The organism is Pseudarthrobacter sp. WHRI 8279 (genome assembly GCF_040224115.2).
Classification (GTDB): domain Bacteria; phylum Actinomycetota; class Actinomycetes; order Actinomycetales; family Micrococcaceae; genus Arthrobacter.
In genome coordinates, this window is record NZ_CP168162.1 from 3,089,497 (window position 1) to 3,109,273 (window position 19,777).

Sequence of the window (19,777 nt, forward strand, 5' to 3'; positions counted from 1 at the left end):
ACAACATTGTGGTGTTGATATTCAGTTGTTGGTTCCTTGCCAGCAAACCGGGTGGGTTTGTTGGTTGGGAACCACATAGTGGACGCAAGCAGTCTTGTTATCTTTTTACCCTTTCCTGGTGTGAACGTCTTTTGAATCCGTTCACGGAAGAGGGTGTGTGGTGTAAGTTATCGGCCTATTAGTACCGGTCAGCTTCACGAGTCGTTAGTCCTCGCTTCCACATCCGGCCTATCAACCCAGTGGTCTGGCTGGGGGCCTCTCACACACAAGGTGTATGGAAATCTCATCTTGAAGCGAGCTTCCCGCTTAGATGCTTTCAGCGGTTATCCCATCCGAACGTAGCTAATCAGCGGTGCACTTGGCAGTACAACTGACACACCAGAGGTTCGTCCGTCCCGGTCCTCTCGTACTAAGGACAGCCCTTCTCAAATTTCCTGCGCGCGCAGCGGATAGGGACCGAACTGTCTCACGACGTTCTAAACCCAGCTCGCGTACCGCTTTAATGGGCGAACAGCCCAACCCTTGGGACCTACTCCAGCCCCAGGATGCGACGAGCCGACATCGAGGTGCCAAACCATGCCGTCGATATGGACTCTTGGGCAAGATCAGCCTGTTATCCCCGAGGTACCTTTTATCCGTTGAGCGACGGCCATTCCACAATGTACCGCCGGATCACTAGTCCCGACTTTCGTCCCTGCTCGAGATGTCTCTCTCACAGTCAAGCTCCCTTGTGCACTTACACTCGACACCTGATTGCCAACCAGGCTGAGGGAACCTTTGGGCGCCTCCGTTACTTTTTAGGAGGCAACCGCCCCAGTTAAACTACCCATCAGGCACTGTCCCTGACCCGGATTACGGGCCGAAGTTAGATGTCCAAAGTGACCAGAGTGGTATTTCAACGATGACTCCACCCGAACTGGCGTCCGGGCTTCAACGTCTCCCACCTATCCTACACAAGCCACTCCGAACACCAATACCAAACTATAGTAAAGGTCTCGGGGTCTTTCCGTCCTGCTGCGCGTAACGAGCATCTTTACTCGTACTGCAATTTCGCCGAGTTTATGGTTGAGACAGCGGGGAAGTCGTTACTCCATTCGTGCAGGTCGGAACTTACCCGACAAGGAATTTCGCTACCTTAGGATGGTTATAGTTACCACCGCCGTTTACTGGGGCTTAAATTCTCAGCTTCGCCTTGCGGCTAACCGGTCCTCTTAACCTTCCAGCACCGGGCAGGAGTCAGTCCGTATACATCGTCTTGCGACTTCGCACGGACCTGTGTTTTTAGTAAACAGTCGCTTCCCCCTGGTCTCTGCGGCCCCGATCCCCTCCACACCGCGTGGGTGTATCAAGGTTGGGGCCCCCCTTCTCCCGAAGTTACGGGGGCATTTTGCCGAGTTCCTTAACCATAATTCTCTCGATCGCCTTAGTATTCTCTACCTGATCACCTGTGTCGGTTTGGGGTACGGGCGGCTAAAACCTCGCGTCGATGCTTTTCTCGGCAGCATAGGATCACCAAATCCCCCCAAACGGGGGTCCCATCAGATCTCAGGCATCATGAACAGCGGATTTGCCTACCGTTCGCCCTACATCCTTAGACCGGGACAACCATCGCCCGGCTTGGCTACCTTCCTGCGTCACACCTGTTAATACGCTTGCCTCCCAGGATCAGGTCCTGCGCTCCACCAAAACCCTCACACCACAAGGGCGATCGGGCAGGTCTCGGGCAGTTAGTATCCCCTGTTCAGCATGGGCGGTTTTTCGCCGGTACGGGAATATCAACCCGTTGTCCATCGACTACGCCTGTCGGCCTCGCCTTAGGTCCCGACTTACCCAGGGCAGATTAGCTTGACCCTGGAACCCTTGATCATTCGGCGGACGGGTTTCTCACCCGTCTTTCGCTACTCATGCCTGCATTCTCACTCGTGTAGGCTCCACCGCTGGTTTACACCGCGACTTCACCGCCCACACGACGCTCCCCTACCCATCCAGACGCCTGAACCACAAGGGCTTAGCTAATATCTGAATGCCACAACTTCGGCGGTGTACTTGAGCCCCGCTACATTGTCGGCGCGGAATCACTTGACCAGTGAGCTATTACGCACTCTTTTAAGGATGGCTGCTTCTAAGCCAACCTCCTGGTTGTCTTCGCAACTCCACATCCTTTCCCACTTAGCACACGCTTAGGGGCCTTAGTTGGTGGTCTGGGCTGTTTCCCTCTCGACTATGAAGCTTATCCCCCACAGTCTCACTGCTGCGCTCTCACTTACCGGCATTCGGAGTTTGGCTGACGTCAGTAACCTTGTAGGGCCCATTAGCCATCCAGTAGCTCTACCTCCAGCAAGAAACACGCAACGCTGCACCTAAATGCATTTCGGGGAGAACCAGCTATCACGAAGTTTGATTGGCCTTTCACCCCTACCCACAGCTCATCCCCTCCATTTTCAACTGAAGTGGGTTCGGTCCTCCACGACGTCTTACCGTCGCTTCAACCTGGCCATGGGTAGATCACTTCGCTTCGGGTCTAGATCACGCCACTGCAACGCCCTATTCAGACTCGCTTTCGCTACGGCTGCCCCACACGGGTTAACCTCGCGACGTAACACTAACTCGCAGGCTCATTCTTCAAAAGGCACGCCGTCACAACTACAAGGTTGCTCCGACGGATTGTAAGCACACGGTTTCAGGTACTGTTTCACTCCCCTCCCGGGGTACTTTTCACCTTTCCCTCACGGTACTGGTCCGCTATCGGTCATTAGGGAGTATTTAGGCTTATCAGGTGGTCCTGACAGATTCGCACGGGATTTCTCGGGCCCCGTACTACTTGGGATACTCATCCGGGCGGTACACAACATTACGGTTACGGGGCTAACACCCTCTCTGGCCGGCCTTTCAAAACCGTTCACCTATGCCTGCACATCACACCCCACCAGCCCGGCAGAACTGGTATGGAAAGTCCCACAACCCCGACCATGCAACGCCCGCCGGCTATCACACATGGAACGGTTTAGCCTGATCCGCGTTCGCTCGCCACTACTAACGGAATCACTATTGTTTTCTCTTCCTGCGGGTACTGAGATGTTTCACTTCCCCGCGTTCCCTCCACGCACCCTATGTGTTCAGATGCGGGTCACCAGGCAACTCGCGCCCCTGGCGGGGTTTCCCCATTCGGACACCCTGGGATCACAGTCCGGTTATCGACTCCCCCAGGCTTATCGCAGATTCCTACGTCCTTCTTCGGCTCCTAATGCCAAGGCATCCACCGTGTGCTCTTAAAAACTTGACCACAAAAGATCAATCAGTAATTTTCGAGAGAACCATGAAAACCACCGCTCCATCCCGAAAGACAGAACAACAGATCCAGGTTCATATTCTTGGAAATTGCTTCTTATAAAAGATGCTCGCGTCCACTATGTAGTTCTCAAACAACAACCCCAAACCACACACCCCACACACAACCCCCGAAAGGATCACACGCATGATCGGTGCAGCCAGGAAACCAGAAACACACAAACCCGCAAACCCCACCCCACAAAAAAGGGGGCAGAACCCGCGGCCCTGTTGCCTCAGGACCCAACAGTGTGCCAAACACTAAACCACCAACACCCCCCAGCACCTTTCCAGGAACCCCACAAAGGGAGAACCGTACTCAGCACCGGACAGAACCGGCAGCCGCTATTTGTTGATATTCCACCCTTGAGCACCCGCCGCAGAACTAGCGTCTGCGCAACGGGCATATACTCCTGACAAACCCCCACCACCACATACGCGGCATGAAAATTTGTAGGTGCTCCTTAGAAAGGAGGTGATCCAGCCGCACCTTCCGGTACGGCTACCTTGTTACGACTTAGTCCCAATCGCCAGTCCCACCTTCGACAGCTCCCTCCCACAAGGGGTTAGGCCACCGGCTTCGGGTGTTACCAACTTTCGTGACTTGACGGGCGGTGTGTACAAGGCCCGGGAACGTATTCACCGCAGCGTTGCTGATCTGCGATTACTAGCGACTCCGACTTCATGGGGTCGAGTTGCAGACCCCAATCCGAACTGAGACCGGCTTTTTGGGATTAGCTCCACCTCACAGTATCGCAACCCTTTGTACCGGCCATTGTAGCATGCGTGAAGCCCAAGACATAAGGGGCATGATGATTTGACGTCGTCCCCACCTTCCTCCGAGTTGACCCCGGCAGTCTCCTATGAGTCCCCACCATCACGTGCTGGCAACATAGAACGAGGGTTGCGCTCGTTGCGGGACTTAACCCAACATCTCACGACACGAGCTGACGACAACCATGCACCACCTGTAAACCGACCGCAAGCGGGGCACCTGTCTCCAGGTGTTTCCGGTTCATGTCAAGCCTTGGTAAGGTTCTTCGCGTTGCATCGAATTAATCCGCATGCTCCGCCGCTTGTGCGGGCCCCCGTCAATTCCTTTGAGTTTTAGCCTTGCGGCCGTACTCCCCAGGCGGGGCACTTAATGCGTTAGCTACGGCGCGGAAAACGTGGAATGTCCCCCACACCTAGTGCCCAACGTTTACGGCATGGACTACCAGGGTATCTAATCCTGTTCGCTCCCCATGCTTTCGCTCCTCAGCGTCAGTTAATGCCCAGAGACCTGCCTTCGCCATCGGTGTTCCTCCTGATATCTGCGCATTTCACCGCTACACCAGGAATTCCAGTCTCCCCTACATCACTCTAGTCTGCCCGTACCCACCGCAGATCCGGAGTTGAGCCCCGGACTTTCACGGCAGACGCGACAAACCGCCTACGAGCTCTTTACGCCCAATAATTCCGGATAACGCTTGCGCCCTACGTATTACCGCGGCTGCTGGCACGTAGTTAGCCGGCGCTTCTTCTGCAGGTACCGTCACTTTCGCTTCTTCCCTACTGAAAGAGGTTTACAACCCGAAGGCCGTCATCCCTCACGCGGCGTCGCTGCATCAGGCTTGCGCCCATTGTGCAATATTCCCCACTGCTGCCTCCCGTAGGAGTCTGGGCCGTGTCTCAGTCCCAGTGTGGCCGGTCACCCTCTCAGGCCGGCTACCCGTCGTCGCCTTGGTAAGCCATTACCTCACCAACAAGCTGATAGGCCGCGAGTCCATCCAAAACCACAAAAAGCTTTCCACCCCCCACCATGCGATGAGGAGTCATATCCGGTATTAGACCCAGTTTCCCAGGCTTATCCCAGAGTTAAGGGCAGGTTACTCACGTGTTACTCACCCGTTCGCCACTAATCCCCCAGCAAGCTGGGATCATCGTTCGACTTGCATGTGTTAAGCACGCCGCCAGCGTTCATCCTGAGCCAGGATCAAACTCTCCGTTGAAGAAAAACAAAAACGAACACAACATGGCACCACGGGAAAACGCGGCCACCACACTGCAAAATTTGAAACCAGCTGTAAAAACCAGACCACACCACGGGGTGGCGGACCTGGCCAAAACAACCAATCAATAAAACAATTGGTATCAACAAACTTGGCACACTATTGAGTTCTCAAACAACAGACACACCCGGCACCACCACCAGCACTTCTCAGCCGTGGATCGCTCCGGAGCAACTTCTCAAACTTACCGGCTTTCGAGAAGCTTTGCAAATCGGCGTTTCCGGCGCTTTGCGTTCCTCTCAACCGTCCCCACCCTTATCCGGCGCGCCAGCAGGCGAACCATTTTCAGGCTGTTTGTAAGGGGGTTGGTCGCTATTTTTCCGCTTCAGCGGCGGCGACTCAGAAAACAATACACGGCTGACGGCTGCTCCGCAAATCCGCCCTGGACAGGCCCCATGCCTCCAAAAACCCCGGAATTCTGGGACTTTCGGAGGCGTGGAGCCCGATTCAAGCCCTTTGCAGGAGGACGTGGCCCAGTATGTACTGGCTCACATATCCCTTTACCGTCAGCTGCCCACCTTCAGGGTCAGGCTGAAGTCTGCATCCCGCGGCTTGAGGCGGTACTGCTCCAGGACCCCGGGACCGCAGGCAGCAGTACCCACCCCTCGCAGCGCATGGTCGAGGTACAGGTAGGTCCGCCCGTCCGCCTTCAAGTCCGGCCGGTGTGCCGCCGCGTCCAGGGAATGCTGGCTGTAGGGCCGGACGGTCAGGGCAAAGGCGTCACCGCTGATCTCGAGCATCCTGCCACCCAGCTGCAGCGCGGCGGACCTGGTACCGGACCGGGCACCGCATTCCTGCGGCCGCACGTAGTCCACATCCATATCCTCCAGGGGAAGCGAGAACCAGCCGGCCCGAGCCCCCTGCCCGGTGTCCGGGTAGCTCTGGTGGGGACCCTGGCCGAACCAGCTCACCGCCCCGGTATCTTCGCCCAACACGAGTTCCAGCCCTATCCGCGCCCACTCCACCTCAGAGCCGCGATTGACCCAGGAGCCGTCACGCCGGACCCGGGTCCGGAGCCCAACAGCCTCCCCGTCGGTGGTCCAGGTGTAGTCCACAAGCACGCCGTACTGTTTGTCTGCCGCACTCACCCGCGTACACACCGTGAGGGCCTCGCCGCCGTCGGGTCCTGCAGCTGCAGAGATGCTGAGCAACCGGGTGTGCAGCCGGTCCAGCCTTGCGTCCTGCCACTGGGTTGCCAGCGGCCGCTCGTCGGCACCGCCCCACTCCCGGCCGAGATCATTGTCGGTCGGAGCCCACCACAAGTTCAGCGCCAGCTTCTCCACCGGAATGCCGCCAATCGAGGCAGGCATGCCGGTGGCCCGGTCGAAGACAACCGGCCCCAGTGTGAGCACATTTCCCTGGACCTGGACGGACTCGACCGGCGCCGGCGCCACAGGCGCCGCAGGCTCCCGGACAGACTGCCCCCACGCAACTTCATGCCCCGCATCCGCCCAGTCGGAATCCGCACCGAGAACCGCCTGAACAGTGAGGACGGCCGGCTGGCCATCAGGCAGCCCTGCTGCCAAGGCGGCGACACTGGCGGGCAACTCCACAACCGTTTCGGACTGGGGTGCGACGTGCGCAACCTCTACGGAGCCGGCGTCGACCGTGCCGCCGTCGGCCGCCACCTCGTAGCGGAAGCTGAATGCGGAAGTGTCCGCAAAGTCCTGGCCGTTACGGAGGGTGAAGCCGGACCAGTCGCGGGCGACATCAATGCGCAGCGGCGCGATGACCTTCTTGAAGTCCAGCAGACCGGGCCGGGGATTGCGGTCCGCGTCAACAAGCCCATCAGTGACGAAGTTGCCGTCATGGACTTCCTCGCCGAAGTCGCCTCCGTAGCCGTAGTGCTCAACGCCGTCATGCGTGGCAACCGTGATGCCGTGCTCCAGCCATTCCCACACAAACCCGCCCATCAGGCGCGGGTACTTCTCAAAAAGCTCCTGGTACTCGCTCATGCCGCCCGGGCCGTTACCCATGGCGTGCACGTATTCGCAGAGCACAAAGGGCATGGTCCTGCGTCGGGAGTCCAGTGCGGCATCTTCCAGGGCAGGCTCTATCCCTTGGCCGATCAGTGCCGTTTCCGCCTGGCTGGCGTACATCCGGGAGTAGACGTCCACGTGCGCGGAGGACCAGTCTCCCTCGTAGTGGATGGGACGGGACGGATCCCGGTCCTTGGCCCAGCGCGCCATGGCGGCCAGGTTCCTGCCGGTACCCGCCTCATTGCCCAGGGACCACATGACCACCGACGCGTGGTTCTTGTCCCGCTCAACCGTGCGGCGCATGCGATCCACCAAGGCGTCTTTCCACCGGGGGTCGTCGCTGGGGTTCTGTGCCCATCCGGCACTCTCAAAGCCGTGCGTTTCCAGGTCGCACTCGAGCACAACGTAGAAGCCCAGCTGGTCCGCCAGGGCGAGGAATTCCGGATGGGGCGGGTAGTGCGAGGTCCGGATCGCGTTGATGTTGTGCTGCTTCATGAGCCGCAGCTCCGCCTCCACGACATCCCGGGGCACCACCCGGCCAAGCCGTGGATGGTGCTCGTGGCGGTTCACGCCGCGCAGCAAGATCCGCCGTCCATTGATTTTGAACTGCGCATCCTCGATGGTGATACTGCGGAAGCCAATCTGGAGTGCGACGTTCTCTCCAAGGGTGCCAACGGTGGCCTCGTAGAGCTTCGGGACCTCCGCGGACCAGGGCTCGACGGCGGGAACACGCACCTCGGTGCCGGCGGGCAGTTCCAAATTCAGTTCGGGAACGCGGACGACGGCGTCAATCGCCTGGCCGCCACGGCTCGCCTCGATCTTGAGCGTGCCTTCGCCGGTGACGTGGTCGTAGTCTGCGTGGACGAAGACGTCGTCAATGCCGGCATCGGGCCTGGCCTGCAGGGTGACATCGCGGAAAATACCTGGGAGCCACCACATGTCCTGGTCTTCAACGTAGCTGGCGGCCGAGAACTGGGCGACGCGGACAGCGAGGGTGTTTTCTCCCTGCTCCAGGATCCCGGAGACATCGAATTCGTGGGCGAGCCTGCTTCCACGGGTGGTCCCGAGCTCCACGCCATTCAGCCATACGGTCCCTGCCGACTCGATGCCGTCGAACCGCAGGAGGGCATGCGGAAAGAACTCCGGCCCGGCCTCAAACACCACCAGATGGTCCCCGATGGGGTTGGCTTCCGGAACGTGCGGCGGCTCCACTGCGAACGGGAACTGAACGTTGGTGTAGGCGGGGGCGCCGTGTCCGTGCATCGGCCAGCTGGAGGGCACGGGCAGGCTCGTGAATCCGCACAGGTCCTTGCCCGCTTGCCAGTCATCGCTGGGGGCCGTCCGGACGCCGGGGCTAAGGCGAAACTGCCAGTCCCCGTTCAGGGACAACCGCGGGGCATCGCTCTTCAAGTAGGCCCGTGCGGGCAGGGTGCCCCGGCCCGCGGCAAGGGATTCGAGGTCCTGGATATCGGCGGAGCCAAGCTGCAGGTCCATGCCTGCTGAACCAGGGCTGCTTTGCGGGGTGCTGTCCGCCAGGGCGGATGGTGTTTCGACTGACATGGGCTTCCTTGCTTCAGGGAGTCGCTGCTAAAAAGCGTGAACGTTCACGGGCCGTGAATAAGCCTAACCGTTTGTGCCCACGTTGAGTAGGGGTCAGGCCGATTGGCGAAGGACGAGCTGGTGGTTCAGGGTTAGCGAGCTATCGGGGCTTCCCGCCCTGATCCTGCCGGACAGGAGATCATCCACGAGGTCGACGGCGGCCCGGCCTACCGCCTTGAGGTCAAGTGAGAGGGTGGTCAGCTCCGGTGTCACCAGCTCGCCAAGGGGTATGCCGTCCATCCCGATCACGGCGCAATCCTCCGGAACCCTCCGCCCGGCGTCCCGCAAGGCCTTCAGCGCCCCTGCCGCCATAAGGTCGTTGTACGCCACGAGCCCGTCTATCCCGCCTTCGTCCTGGATCAGGGCGCGAACTGCCGCCCGGGCTGATTGGGCCGACTCCCCTGCCTGCCGGACAGTGAGCGAAATGCCGGCTTCTGCTGCCGCTGCTGCAACAGCCCGCCCACGGGTGGTGGCGGGCCGCTCCTGGTCCGCGTCAAGGTAGGCGATCCGCCGGCGCTGCCTGGACTGCAGCCGTTCCAGGGCGATCCGGGCGGCATGGGCGTAGTCAAAGGAGATGCCGCCGGCTGCCTGGCTTGAAGGGTAGTCGAGAACCACCACGGGCCGGCGGCCCATCAGTGATTGGGCCGCATCTGAGCTGGGACCGAGGTAGCCCACGAGGGCATCAACCTGGGGCCCCAGCCGCTCGACGGCGTCCAGGCCGGTTCCGCTGCCGTGGCCAAAATCATCAACCACCACGTTCCAGCCCCGCTGCGTGGCTTCTTCAACCACACTGGAAGCAAACTCCGGGAAGTAGGGGTTGGTCAGATCAGGGATAGCGAGTCCCAGGGATGTCCGGGCACCCTGTACCAGGGCTTTGGCGAACCTGCTTGGTGAATACCCCAGTTCTGCCGCCAACCGCTGGACGCGCTCCCGCGTGGAAGCGCTGATACCGGGCATGTCATTCATGGCACGGGTGACGGTCTGCCGGGATACCCCTGCAGCCGCCGCAACGTCCAGGATAGTCGCGCGGTGTACCTGTGGGCCGCTGGAAGTCGGGGTCATGACCGTAAGTCTAGGGGGCCGCCAACTGCCTGGTGGTCCGCCGATTTCGAGGCGGGTGTGGTGTGTTAAATGTGGGAGGCCCCAACCATGGTGGTTGGGGCCTCGACCGTTAATGTGTGTCCGGCGGTGACCTACTCTCCCACACCCTCCCGGGTGCAGTACCATCGGCGCTGTGGGTCTTAGCTTCCGGGTTCGGAATGGGACCGGGCGTTTCCCCCACGCTATGACCGCCGTAACCCTGTTACCCGCCACCAACCCCGTGGGGGTGGTGTGGGAAGTCTTGTGTGGTTACAACATTGTGGTGTTGATATTCAGTTGTTGGTTCCTTGCCAGCAAACCGGGTGGGTTTGTTGGTTGGGAACCACATAGTGGACGCAAGCAGTCTTGTTATCTTTTTACCCTTTCCTGGTGTGAACGTCTTTTGAATCCGTTCACGGAAGAGGGTGTGTGGTGTAAGTTATCGGCCTATTAGTACCGGTCAGCTTCACGAGTCGTTAGTCCTCGCTTCCACATCCGGCCTATCAACCCAGTGGTCTGGCTGGGGGCCTCTCACACACAAGGTGTATGGAAATCTCATCTTGAAGCGAGCTTCCCGCTTAGATGCTTTCAGCGGTTATCCCATCCGAACGTAGCTAATCAGCGGTGCACTTGGCAGTACAACTGACACACCAGAGGTTCGTCCGTCCCGGTCCTCTCGTACTAAGGACAGCCCTTCTCAAATTTCCTGCGCGCGCAGCGGATAGGGACCGAACTGTCTCACGACGTTCTAAACCCAGCTCGCGTACCGCTTTAATGGGCGAACAGCCCAACCCTTGGGACCTACTCCAGCCCCAGGATGCGACGAGCCGACATCGAGGTGCCAAACCATGCCGTCGATATGGACTCTTGGGCAAGATCAGCCTGTTATCCCCGAGGTACCTTTTATCCGTTGAGCGACGGCCATTCCACAATGTACCGCCGGATCACTAGTCCCGACTTTCGTCCCTGCTCGAGATGTCTCTCTCACAGTCAAGCTCCCTTGTGCACTTACACTCGACACCTGATTGCCAACCAGGCTGAGGGAACCTTTGGGCGCCTCCGTTACTTTTTAGGAGGCAACCGCCCCAGTTAAACTACCCATCAGGCACTGTCCCTGACCCGGATTACGGGCCGAAGTTAGATGTCCAAAGTGACCAGAGTGGTATTTCAACGATGACTCCACCCGAACTGGCGTCCGGGCTTCAACGTCTCCCACCTATCCTACACAAGCCACTCCGAACACCAATACCAAACTATAGTAAAGGTCTCGGGGTCTTTCCGTCCTGCTGCGCGTAACGAGCATCTTTACTCGTACTGCAATTTCGCCGAGTTTATGGTTGAGACAGCGGGGAAGTCGTTACTCCATTCGTGCAGGTCGGAACTTACCCGACAAGGAATTTCGCTACCTTAGGATGGTTATAGTTACCACCGCCGTTTACTGGGGCTTAAATTCTCAGCTTCGCCTTGCGGCTAACCGGTCCTCTTAACCTTCCAGCACCGGGCAGGAGTCAGTCCGTATACATCGTCTTGCGACTTCGCACGGACCTGTGTTTTTAGTAAACAGTCGCTTCCCCCTGGTCTCTGCGGCCCCGATCCCCTCCACACCGCGTGGGTGTATCAAGGTTGGGGCCCCCCTTCTCCCGAAGTTACGGGGGCATTTTGCCGAGTTCCTTAACCATAATTCTCTCGATCGCCTTAGTATTCTCTACCTGATCACCTGTGTCGGTTTGGGGTACGGGCGGCTAAAACCTCGCGTCGATGCTTTTCTCGGCAGCATAGGATCACCAAATCCCCCCAAACGGGGGTCCCATCAGATCTCAGGCATCATGAACAGCGGATTTGCCTACCGTTCGCCCTACATCCTTAGACCGGGACAACCATCGCCCGGCTTGGCTACCTTCCTGCGTCACACCTGTTAATACGCTTGCCTCCCAGGATCAGGTCCTGCGCTCCACCAAAACCCTCACACCACAAGGGCGATCGGGCAGGTCTCGGGCAGTTAGTATCCCCTGTTCAGCATGGGCGGTTTTTCGCCGGTACGGGAATATCAACCCGTTGTCCATCGACTACGCCTGTCGGCCTCGCCTTAGGTCCCGACTTACCCAGGGCAGATTAGCTTGACCCTGGAACCCTTGATCATTCGGCGGACGGGTTTCTCACCCGTCTTTCGCTACTCATGCCTGCATTCTCACTCGTGTAGGCTCCACCGCTGGTTTACACCGCGACTTCACCGCCCACACGACGCTCCCCTACCCATCCAGACGCCTGAACCACAAGGGCTTAGCTAATATCTGAATGCCACAACTTCGGCGGTGTACTTGAGCCCCGCTACATTGTCGGCGCGGAATCACTTGACCAGTGAGCTATTACGCACTCTTTTAAGGATGGCTGCTTCTAAGCCAACCTCCTGGTTGTCTTCGCAACTCCACATCCTTTCCCACTTAGCACACGCTTAGGGGCCTTAGTTGGTGGTCTGGGCTGTTTCCCTCTCGACTATGAAGCTTATCCCCCACAGTCTCACTGCTGCGCTCTCACTTACCGGCATTCGGAGTTTGGCTGACGTCAGTAACCTTGTAGGGCCCATTAGCCATCCAGTAGCTCTACCTCCAGCAAGAAACACGCAACGCTGCACCTAAATGCATTTCGGGGAGAACCAGCTATCACGAAGTTTGATTGGCCTTTCACCCCTACCCACAGCTCATCCCCTCCATTTTCAACTGAAGTGGGTTCGGTCCTCCACGACGTCTTACCGTCGCTTCAACCTGGCCATGGGTAGATCACTTCGCTTCGGGTCTAGATCACGCCACTGCAACGCCCTATTCAGACTCGCTTTCGCTACGGCTGCCCCACACGGGTTAACCTCGCGACGTAACACTAACTCGCAGGCTCATTCTTCAAAAGGCACGCCGTCACAACTACAAGGTTGCTCCGACGGATTGTAAGCACACGGTTTCAGGTACTGTTTCACTCCCCTCCCGGGGTACTTTTCACCTTTCCCTCACGGTACTGGTCCGCTATCGGTCATTAGGGAGTATTTAGGCTTATCAGGTGGTCCTGACAGATTCGCACGGGATTTCTCGGGCCCCGTACTACTTGGGATACTCATCCGGGCGGTACACAACATTACGGTTACGGGGCTAACACCCTCTCTGGCCGGCCTTTCAAAACCGTTCACCTATGCCTGCACATCACACCCCACCAGCCCGGCAGAACTGGTATGGAAAGTCCCACAACCCCGACCATGCAACGCCCGCCGGCTATCACACATGGAACGGTTTAGCCTGATCCGCGTTCGCTCGCCACTACTAACGGAATCACTATTGTTTTCTCTTCCTGCGGGTACTGAGATGTTTCACTTCCCCGCGTTCCCTCCACGCACCCTATGTGTTCAGATGCGGGTCACCAGGCAACTCGCGCCCCTGGCGGGGTTTCCCCATTCGGACACCCTGGGATCACAGTCCGGTTATCGACTCCCCCAGGCTTATCGCAGATTCCTACGTCCTTCTTCGGCTCCTAATGCCAAGGCATCCACCGTGTGCTCTTAAAAACTTGACCACAAAAGATCAATCAGTAATTTTCGAGAGAACCATGAAAACCACCGCTCCATCCCGAAAGACAGAACAACAGATCCAGGTTCATATTCTTGGAAATTGCTTCTTATAAAAGATGCTCGCGTCCACTATGTAGTTCTCAAACAACAACCCCAAACCACACACCCCACACACAACCCCCGAAAGGATCACACGCATGATCGGTGCAGCCAGGAAACCAGAAACACACAAACCCGCAAACCCCACCCCACAAAAAAGGGGGCAGAACCCGCGGCCCTGTTGCCTCAGGACCCAACAGTGTGCCAAACACTAAACCACCAACACCCCCCAGCACCTTTCCAGGAACCCCACAAAGGGAGAACCGTACTCAGCACCGGACAGAACCGGCAGCCGCTATTTGTTGATATTCCACCCTTGAGCACCCGCCGCAGAACTAGCGTCTGCGCAACGGGCATATACTCCTGACAAACCCCCACCACCACATACGCGGCATGAAAATTTGTAGGTGCTCCTTAGAAAGGAGGTGATCCAGCCGCACCTTCCGGTACGGCTACCTTGTTACGACTTAGTCCCAATCGCCAGTCCCACCTTCGACAGCTCCCTCCCACAAGGGGTTAGGCCACCGGCTTCGGGTGTTACCAACTTTCGTGACTTGACGGGCGGTGTGTACAAGGCCCGGGAACGTATTCACCGCAGCGTTGCTGATCTGCGATTACTAGCGACTCCGACTTCATGGGGTCGAGTTGCAGACCCCAATCCGAACTGAGACCGGCTTTTTGGGATTAGCTCCACCTCACAGTATCGCAACCCTTTGTACCGGCCATTGTAGCATGCGTGAAGCCCAAGACATAAGGGGCATGATGATTTGACGTCGTCCCCACCTTCCTCCGAGTTGACCCCGGCAGTCTCCTATGAGTCCCCACCATCACGTGCTGGCAACATAGAACGAGGGTTGCGCTCGTTGCGGGACTTAACCCAACATCTCACGACACGAGCTGACGACAACCATGCACCACCTGTAAACCGACCGCAAGCGGGGCACCTGTCTCCAGGTGTTTCCGGTTCATGTCAAGCCTTGGTAAGGTTCTTCGCGTTGCATCGAATTAATCCGCATGCTCCGCCGCTTGTGCGGGCCCCCGTCAATTCCTTTGAGTTTTAGCCTTGCGGCCGTACTCCCCAGGCGGGGCACTTAATGCGTTAGCTACGGCGCGGAAAACGTGGAATGTCCCCCACACCTAGTGCCCAACGTTTACGGCATGGACTACCAGGGTATCTAATCCTGTTCGCTCCCCATGCTTTCGCTCCTCAGCGTCAGTTAATGCCCAGAGACCTGCCTTCGCCATCGGTGTTCCTCCTGATATCTGCGCATTTCACCGCTACACCAGGAATTCCAGTCTCCCCTACATCACTCTAGTCTGCCCGTACCCACCGCAGATCCGGAGTTGAGCCCCGGACTTTCACGGCAGACGCGACAAACCGCCTACGAGCTCTTTACGCCCAATAATTCCGGATAACGCTTGCGCCCTACGTATTACCGCGGCTGCTGGCACGTAGTTAGCCGGCGCTTCTTCTGCAGGTACCGTCACTTTCGCTTCTTCCCTACTGAAAGAGGTTTACAACCCGAAGGCCGTCATCCCTCACGCGGCGTCGCTGCATCAGGCTTGCGCCCATTGTGCAATATTCCCCACTGCTGCCTCCCGTAGGAGTCTGGGCCGTGTCTCAGTCCCAGTGTGGCCGGTCACCCTCTCAGGCCGGCTACCCGTCGTCGCCTTGGTAAGCCATTACCTCACCAACAAGCTGATAGGCCGCGAGTCCATCCAAAACCACAAAAAGCTTTCCACCCCCCACCATGCGATGAGGAGTCATATCCGGTATTAGACCCAGTTTCCCAGGCTTATCCCAGAGTTAAGGGCAGGTTACTCACGTGTTACTCACCCGTTCGCCACTAATCCCCCAGCAAGCTGGGATCATCGTTCGACTTGCATGTGTTAAGCACGCCGCCAGCGTTCATCCTGAGCCAGGATCAAACTCTCCGTTGAAGTAAAACAGACACAACCCCAAGCCCCGGGAAAACGGGACCAAAAGGCTGCACAAAATTTGAAACCAGCTGTAAAAACCAGACCACACCACGGGGTGGCGGACCTGGCCAAAACAACCAATCAATAAAACAATTGGTATCAACAAACTTGGCACACTATTGAGTTCTCAAACAACAGACACACCCGGCACCACCACCAGCACTTCTCAGCCGTGGATCGCTCCGGAGCAACTTCTCAAACTTACCGGATCATTCACTCCGAAGCAAATCCGTGTTTCAGGATTTCCATCTGAGGAGAACCGTTCCCAACCTCTTCAGGAGCGCTCTAAAGCCCTACCAGAATTGGTGTTGATTTTTGGGGGTTTGGCCGCCGTGGTTACCAGCTCTTCGCTGTCTCCCTCGCGGCGACTTAGAAAACAATACACCTGCTCCCGCGCCACCGCAAATCCCCCTGCCAGGAGGGTCCGATCCCCGCCGTTCCGCGGAAGTACGGGCCATTGGCACCCTGGGAGGGGCCTCCGCCGTCGTACTTTTGTTTTGTGTGCTGCGGCACAGTCGTGGAGCCGTCGCGGAAGCCCGGGGTGAGGTGCAGGTTTAATGCAGAAGAGCCGGCAACCATAAGGTTGCCGGCTCTTCTCAAGCAGCTGGTAGCAGCAGTGCTGGATTACCAGGAAGACTTGGTGATGCCCGGGAGTTCGCCCTTGTGGGCCATGTCGCGGAAGCGGACACGGGAGATGCCGAACTTCTGGAAGGTACCGCGGGGGCGGCCGTCGATGATGTCGCGGTTACGCAGACGGATCGGGGACGCGTTGCGGGGCAGCTTCTGCAGGCCCAGGCGGGCTGCTTCGCGTGCTTCGTCGGTTGCGTTTTCGTCAACCAGGGTCTTCTTCAGCTCGAGGCGCTTTGCAGCGTAACGCTCTACGATGACCTTGCGCTGCTCGTTGCGAGCAATCTTGGACTTCTTAGCCATGTTTAGCGCTCCTCTCGGAATTCGACGTGCTGGCGGATCTTGGGGTCGTACTTCTTCAGGACCATGCGGTCCGGATCGTTACGACGGTTCTTGCGGGTTACGTAGGTGTAACCCGTGCCCGCGGTCGACTTGAGCTTGATGATCGGACGTACGTCCTTGTCCTTAGCCACTAGAGCTTCACCCCACGAGCCAGGATCTGGGCGACGACTACGTCGATGCCGCGTACGTCGATGGTCTTGATGCCACGTGCGGAAACCTGCAGCGTGACGTTACGGCGCAGGGACGGAACCCAGTAGCGCTTCTTCTGAATGTTTGGATCGAACCGACGCTTGTTGCGGCGGTGCGAGTGCGAAATGCTGTGCCCAAAGCCCGGCTCGGCTCCGGTCACTTGGCAGTGTGCTGCCATGACTTCTCCTCAAGAATTGAAAGTAATGATCCGCATATCTGCTGCTGGACCATGCTGCTAAGGGCGACCCAAAAGTGAAGAAGGGCAACGGTTAGTCACGCAACTTGAGCCCCTAACTACCGGCCGCCCTGGAGAAATTACCGGGCAACCGGAGCAATTGCGCACGCTCCGCGCACTTAGCGCCTACCAAGTCTACGAGTTCACGCAATTAAAGACCAATCCGGCGCTGGAAGGTGTATAAGCGGTCCGTGCAGCTAGAGGCGCGTGAGCTCGGGATACTTCGGCTTCAGCCCGTCCCCGGAGGACTTTCCGGTCACCCTGCGGACCACCCAGGGACCGGCATACTCGCGGAACCAACGGGCGTTGGCGCGGAGGGCATCCACCCCGCTGAGTTCGGGCACGGGGGTCATGGTCGGGATGTCGATGGAGTGGTCGTGTTCCAGGACATCCAGCACCCGCTTGGCCATATTGGCATGGCCGGCCGCGGACATGTGCATCCGGTCCTGCGCCCACATTCCCCAGTCGTAGTACTCGCTGAAGCGCCAGTAGTCCACCAGGAGAGCACCGTGGTCTCCAGCGATACCGCGGACCAGTTCGTTGTAGATCGCCGTGCGGCCCCTCATGGTGCTGAACACCTTCGAGCCCCGCGCGTCGAAGCCTGTGAACATGACCACGGTGGCGCCGGTGGCGCGCAGTTTGGCGATGGCGTCGTCGTACTCCACCAGGAGGTCGTCAATGTCGATCCTGGGCCGGAGGATGTCATTGGCGCCGGCGTAGATGGTCACCAGGGTTGGTTTAAGTTCGACGGCGGCATCCACCTGCTCAGCCAGGATGTGGCGCAGTTTCCTGCCGCGGATGGCGAGGTTGGCGTAACCGAGGCCAGGGTCAGCGGCGGCCAGCTGCTCGGCCACACGGTCTGCCCAGCCGCGGACACCGTTGGGGCGGGTGGGATCGTCGTCGCCCACGCCTTCAGTAAAGGAATCTCCGAGCGCGACAAACCGGGAAGTAAAGTCCATCCGGTTAGTTTGCCACCCGTTGCCGGGAGCAACCAACCAGCCGGTGGAGTCAGTTCTCCCGGAGGATCCAGTGGTCGGAGTCCAGCCGGCCCACTACCTTTTCACCAATCCTTGCCAGGTCCAGGACGTCCTGCTCTGTGAGTGCGTCAAGGAACAGGCCACGAACGTCCTCGACGTGCCCGGGCGCCAGCCCCACGATGGTGGCCATACCCTCTTCGGTCAGATGGGCGGTGGTGACACGGGCATCGTGGGGATGGGGGCGGCGCTCAACCCACCCGCGCTTCTGCAGCTTGGTCACCACGTGCGAAAGCCGGGAAAGGGAAGCACTGCTGCGGGCAGCGAGCTCGCTCATGGGGAGGAACCGGCCCTCAGCCTCGGAAAGCATTGCCAGGACGGTGTAGTCGAAGAGGGACAGCTTTCCCGCAGTGTGGAGTTTGGTGTCCAGGGCTGCGGGCAAAAGGGTGTTGATGCTCACCAGGGCCAGCCAGGCACGGCGTTCGTCGGCGTTGAGCCAGCGCGGTTCGGTCATATCCCCATTCTACGAGGGCAGCGTGGTTGATTCTTCAACTAGACTCTCTGGCGGCCGGTAGGCTGGGGCCATGTATGTTGTCTCCCTGAGCTACCGGGTTCCGCAGGACATCGTGGATTTCCATAACGCCGGCCACATCGCCTGGCTGCAGCAGGCTTTCGACGACGGCGTCTTTATTGCGGCCGGCCGCAAGGTGCCCAGGACCGGCGGCCTGCTGCTCTCCCAGGCTGACCGCGCCACCCTGGATGCCTGCCTAGCGCAGGACCCGTTCTACACGAATGGCGTTGCGGATTTCGAGGTCATGGAGTTCCACGCCGCGAGGGTGGCACCGGGCTACGAGATCCTGCTGGACAGCTAGGACCCACTCGGGCCGTTGGATGCGCCCGCCAGTTTCTTCAGTCCGCCCTTCCGCGGCACCTTGACCGGATCCGGCCAGCGCGGCCCAAGCGCGTCCCCCAACGTAACGCCGCGCAGCTTACGGCCGAAGAGCGGCAGCACCCAGTCGCGGATCCAGCGCCGCTGCTGCCGCTCCCATTCCCGCAGGCTGTGCCGCGCCGGCGGCTCCCAGTCCTTCAGCGCAATCTTGTGCGGCACACCCAACTGGTCCAGCACCTGCCCCGCAAGGTACTTGTGTCCCGCCTTGGACATGTGCAGCCGGTCCGAGTCCCACATGCGCCGGTCGTGGAACGCATCCAGGCACCAGTAGTCCACCAGCACGGCGCCGTACTTTTCGGCAATGGCCCGCACTTGCTGGTTGTAGTAGGTGTTGCGCTTCTTCAACGGCTCCAGCACTGCGGAGACCTTGACGTCGAACCCCGTGAAGAGGACCACCGTTGCACCGGTTTCCGCCAGCTGCGCCACGAGCTTTTCGTAGTCCGCCATGAGCGCCGGCATGTCCGTTGTGAGGTCCAGGATGTCGTTGCCGCCTGCATACAGCGTGACCAGCGTGGGCCTCATCCGCAGCGCCGGTTCCAGCTGCTCGTTGACGATGTGCCGAAGCCTTTTGCTGCGGATGGCAAGGTTTGCGTAGCGCCACCCCGGCTGGGCCTTGGCTAACCTCTCCGCCACCCGGTCCGCCCAGCCGCGGACCCCATTGGGCAACCGCTCGTCCCGGTCCCCGACCCCCTCGGTAAAAGAGTCCCCCAGCGCAACAAACACCCGCCGCCCGGAGTCCGGAAGCAAAGGTTGAGCAGGCACCAGCACAACCTAGCCGCCAAAAGGAAAGGAAGAA

General features: G+C 59.0%; 9 protein-coding genes and 5 rRNA genes. 1 reads left to right on the forward strand and 13 read right to left on the reverse strand.

The features are described 5' to 3' along the window. Positions 1–157: 157 nt before the first annotated feature. The 12 genes from ABRP28_RS14255 to ABRP28_RS14310 form a co-directional block, all read right to left on the reverse strand. Positions 158–3,283, reverse strand: a 23S ribosomal RNA gene (locus tag ABRP28_RS14255). A 512-nt stretch (positions 3,284–3,795) separates the two neighbouring features. Then, a 16S ribosomal RNA gene (locus tag ABRP28_RS14260) occupies positions 3,796–5,318 on the reverse strand. Together the 16S and 23S rRNA genes form the textbook arrangement of a ribosomal RNA operon. 566 nt (positions 5,319–5,884) lie before the next feature. After that, positions 5,885–8,917, reverse strand: coding sequence for a glycoside hydrolase family 2 TIM barrel-domain containing protein (locus ABRP28_RS14265; protein ID WP_350006239.1), 3,033 nt, complete (start codon positions 8,915–8,917; stop codon positions 5,885–5,887). Positions 8,918–9,010: 93 nt separating this feature from the next. After that, on the reverse strand, positions 9,011–10,018 hold the full coding sequence (locus ABRP28_RS14270; protein WP_350006237.1) for a LacI family DNA-binding transcriptional regulator: 1,008 nt from the start codon (positions 10,016–10,018) through the stop codon (positions 9,011–9,013). Between the two features lie 118 nt (positions 10,019–10,136). Continuing rightward, positions 10,137–10,253: ribosomal RNA gene (rrf, locus tag ABRP28_RS14275) — 5S ribosomal RNA — on the reverse strand. A 212-nt stretch (positions 10,254–10,465) separates the two neighbouring features. Next, positions 10,466–13,591, reverse strand: a 23S ribosomal RNA gene (locus tag ABRP28_RS14280). Between the two features lie 512 nt (positions 13,592–14,103). Next, positions 14,104–15,626, reverse strand: a 16S ribosomal RNA gene (locus tag ABRP28_RS14285). Between the two features lie 663 nt (positions 15,627–16,289). Next, entirely contained in the window at positions 16,290–16,595 is a 306-nt protein-coding gene (gene rpsN / locus ABRP28_RS14290) for a 30S ribosomal protein S14 (protein ID WP_009358853.1), read from the reverse strand. 2 nt (positions 16,596–16,597) lie between these two features. After that, positions 16,598–16,765, reverse strand: coding sequence for a 50S ribosomal protein L33 (rpmG, locus tag ABRP28_RS14295; RefSeq protein ID WP_013602737.1), 168 nt, complete (start codon positions 16,763–16,765; stop codon positions 16,598–16,600). After that, positions 16,765–17,001 carry a 50S ribosomal protein L28 gene (rpmB, locus tag ABRP28_RS14300; protein WP_013602738.1) on the reverse strand — a complete coding sequence of 79 codons (237 nt, stop codon included), beginning with the start codon at positions 16,999–17,001 and terminating at the stop codon, positions 16,765–16,767. Before rpmB ends, rpmG begins: the two co-directional genes overlap by 1 nt. Before the next feature lie 254 nt (positions 17,002–17,255). Continuing rightward, positions 17,256–18,017, reverse strand: coding sequence for an SGNH/GDSL hydrolase family protein (locus tag ABRP28_RS14305; protein ID WP_350003667.1), 762 nt, complete (start codon positions 18,015–18,017; stop codon positions 17,256–17,258). Between the two features lie 49 nt (positions 18,018–18,066). Continuing rightward, a complete protein-coding gene (locus tag ABRP28_RS14310; protein ID WP_350003666.1) occupies positions 18,067–18,546 on the reverse strand; it encodes a MarR family transcriptional regulator in 480 nt (159 codons plus the stop codon). 70 nt (positions 18,547–18,616) lie between these two features. Here ABRP28_RS14310 and ABRP28_RS14315 point away from each other — a divergent pair, with 70 nt between their 5' ends. Beyond that, positions 18,617–18,904 carry a YciI family protein gene (locus ABRP28_RS14315; RefSeq protein WP_231457184.1) on the forward strand — a complete coding sequence of 96 codons (288 nt, stop codon included), beginning with the start codon at positions 18,617–18,619 and terminating at the stop codon, positions 18,902–18,904. Here the strand turns inward: ABRP28_RS14315 and ABRP28_RS14320 are convergent. Then, positions 18,901–19,743: an SGNH/GDSL hydrolase family protein gene (locus tag ABRP28_RS14320; RefSeq protein WP_350003665.1), complete on the reverse strand. Its 843-nt coding sequence runs from the start codon at positions 19,741–19,743 to the stop codon at positions 18,901–18,903. The genes ABRP28_RS14315 and ABRP28_RS14320 overlap by 4 nt on opposite strands. Positions 19,744–19,777: the final 34 nt, after the last annotated feature.

Excerpts from the sequence above, each read along its gene's own strand:
- ABRP28_RS14265 (WP_350006239.1), bottom strand. The coding sequence starts at position 8,917 with ATGTCAGTCGAAACACCATCCGCCCTGGCGGACAGCACCCCGCAAAGC.
- ABRP28_RS14270 (WP_350006237.1), bottom strand. The coding sequence starts at position 10,018 with ATGACCCCGACTTCCAGCGGCCCACAGGTACACCGCGCGACTATCCTG.
- rpsN (WP_009358853.1), bottom strand. The coding sequence starts at position 16,595 with ATGGCTAAGAAGTCCAAGATTGCTCGCAACGAGCAGCGCAAGGTCATC.
- rpmB (WP_013602738.1), bottom strand. The coding sequence starts at position 17,001 with ATGGCAGCACACTGCCAAGTGACCGGAGCCGAGCCGGGCTTTGGGCAC.
- ABRP28_RS14305 (WP_350003667.1), bottom strand. The coding sequence starts at position 18,017 with ATGGACTTTACTTCCCGGTTTGTCGCGCTCGGAGATTCCTTTACTGAA.
- ABRP28_RS14310 (WP_350003666.1), bottom strand. The coding sequence starts at position 18,546 with ATGACCGAACCGCGCTGGCTCAACGCCGACGAACGCCGTGCCTGGCTG.
- ABRP28_RS14315 (WP_231457184.1), top strand. The coding sequence starts at position 18,617 with ATGTATGTTGTCTCCCTGAGCTACCGGGTTCCGCAGGACATCGTGGAT.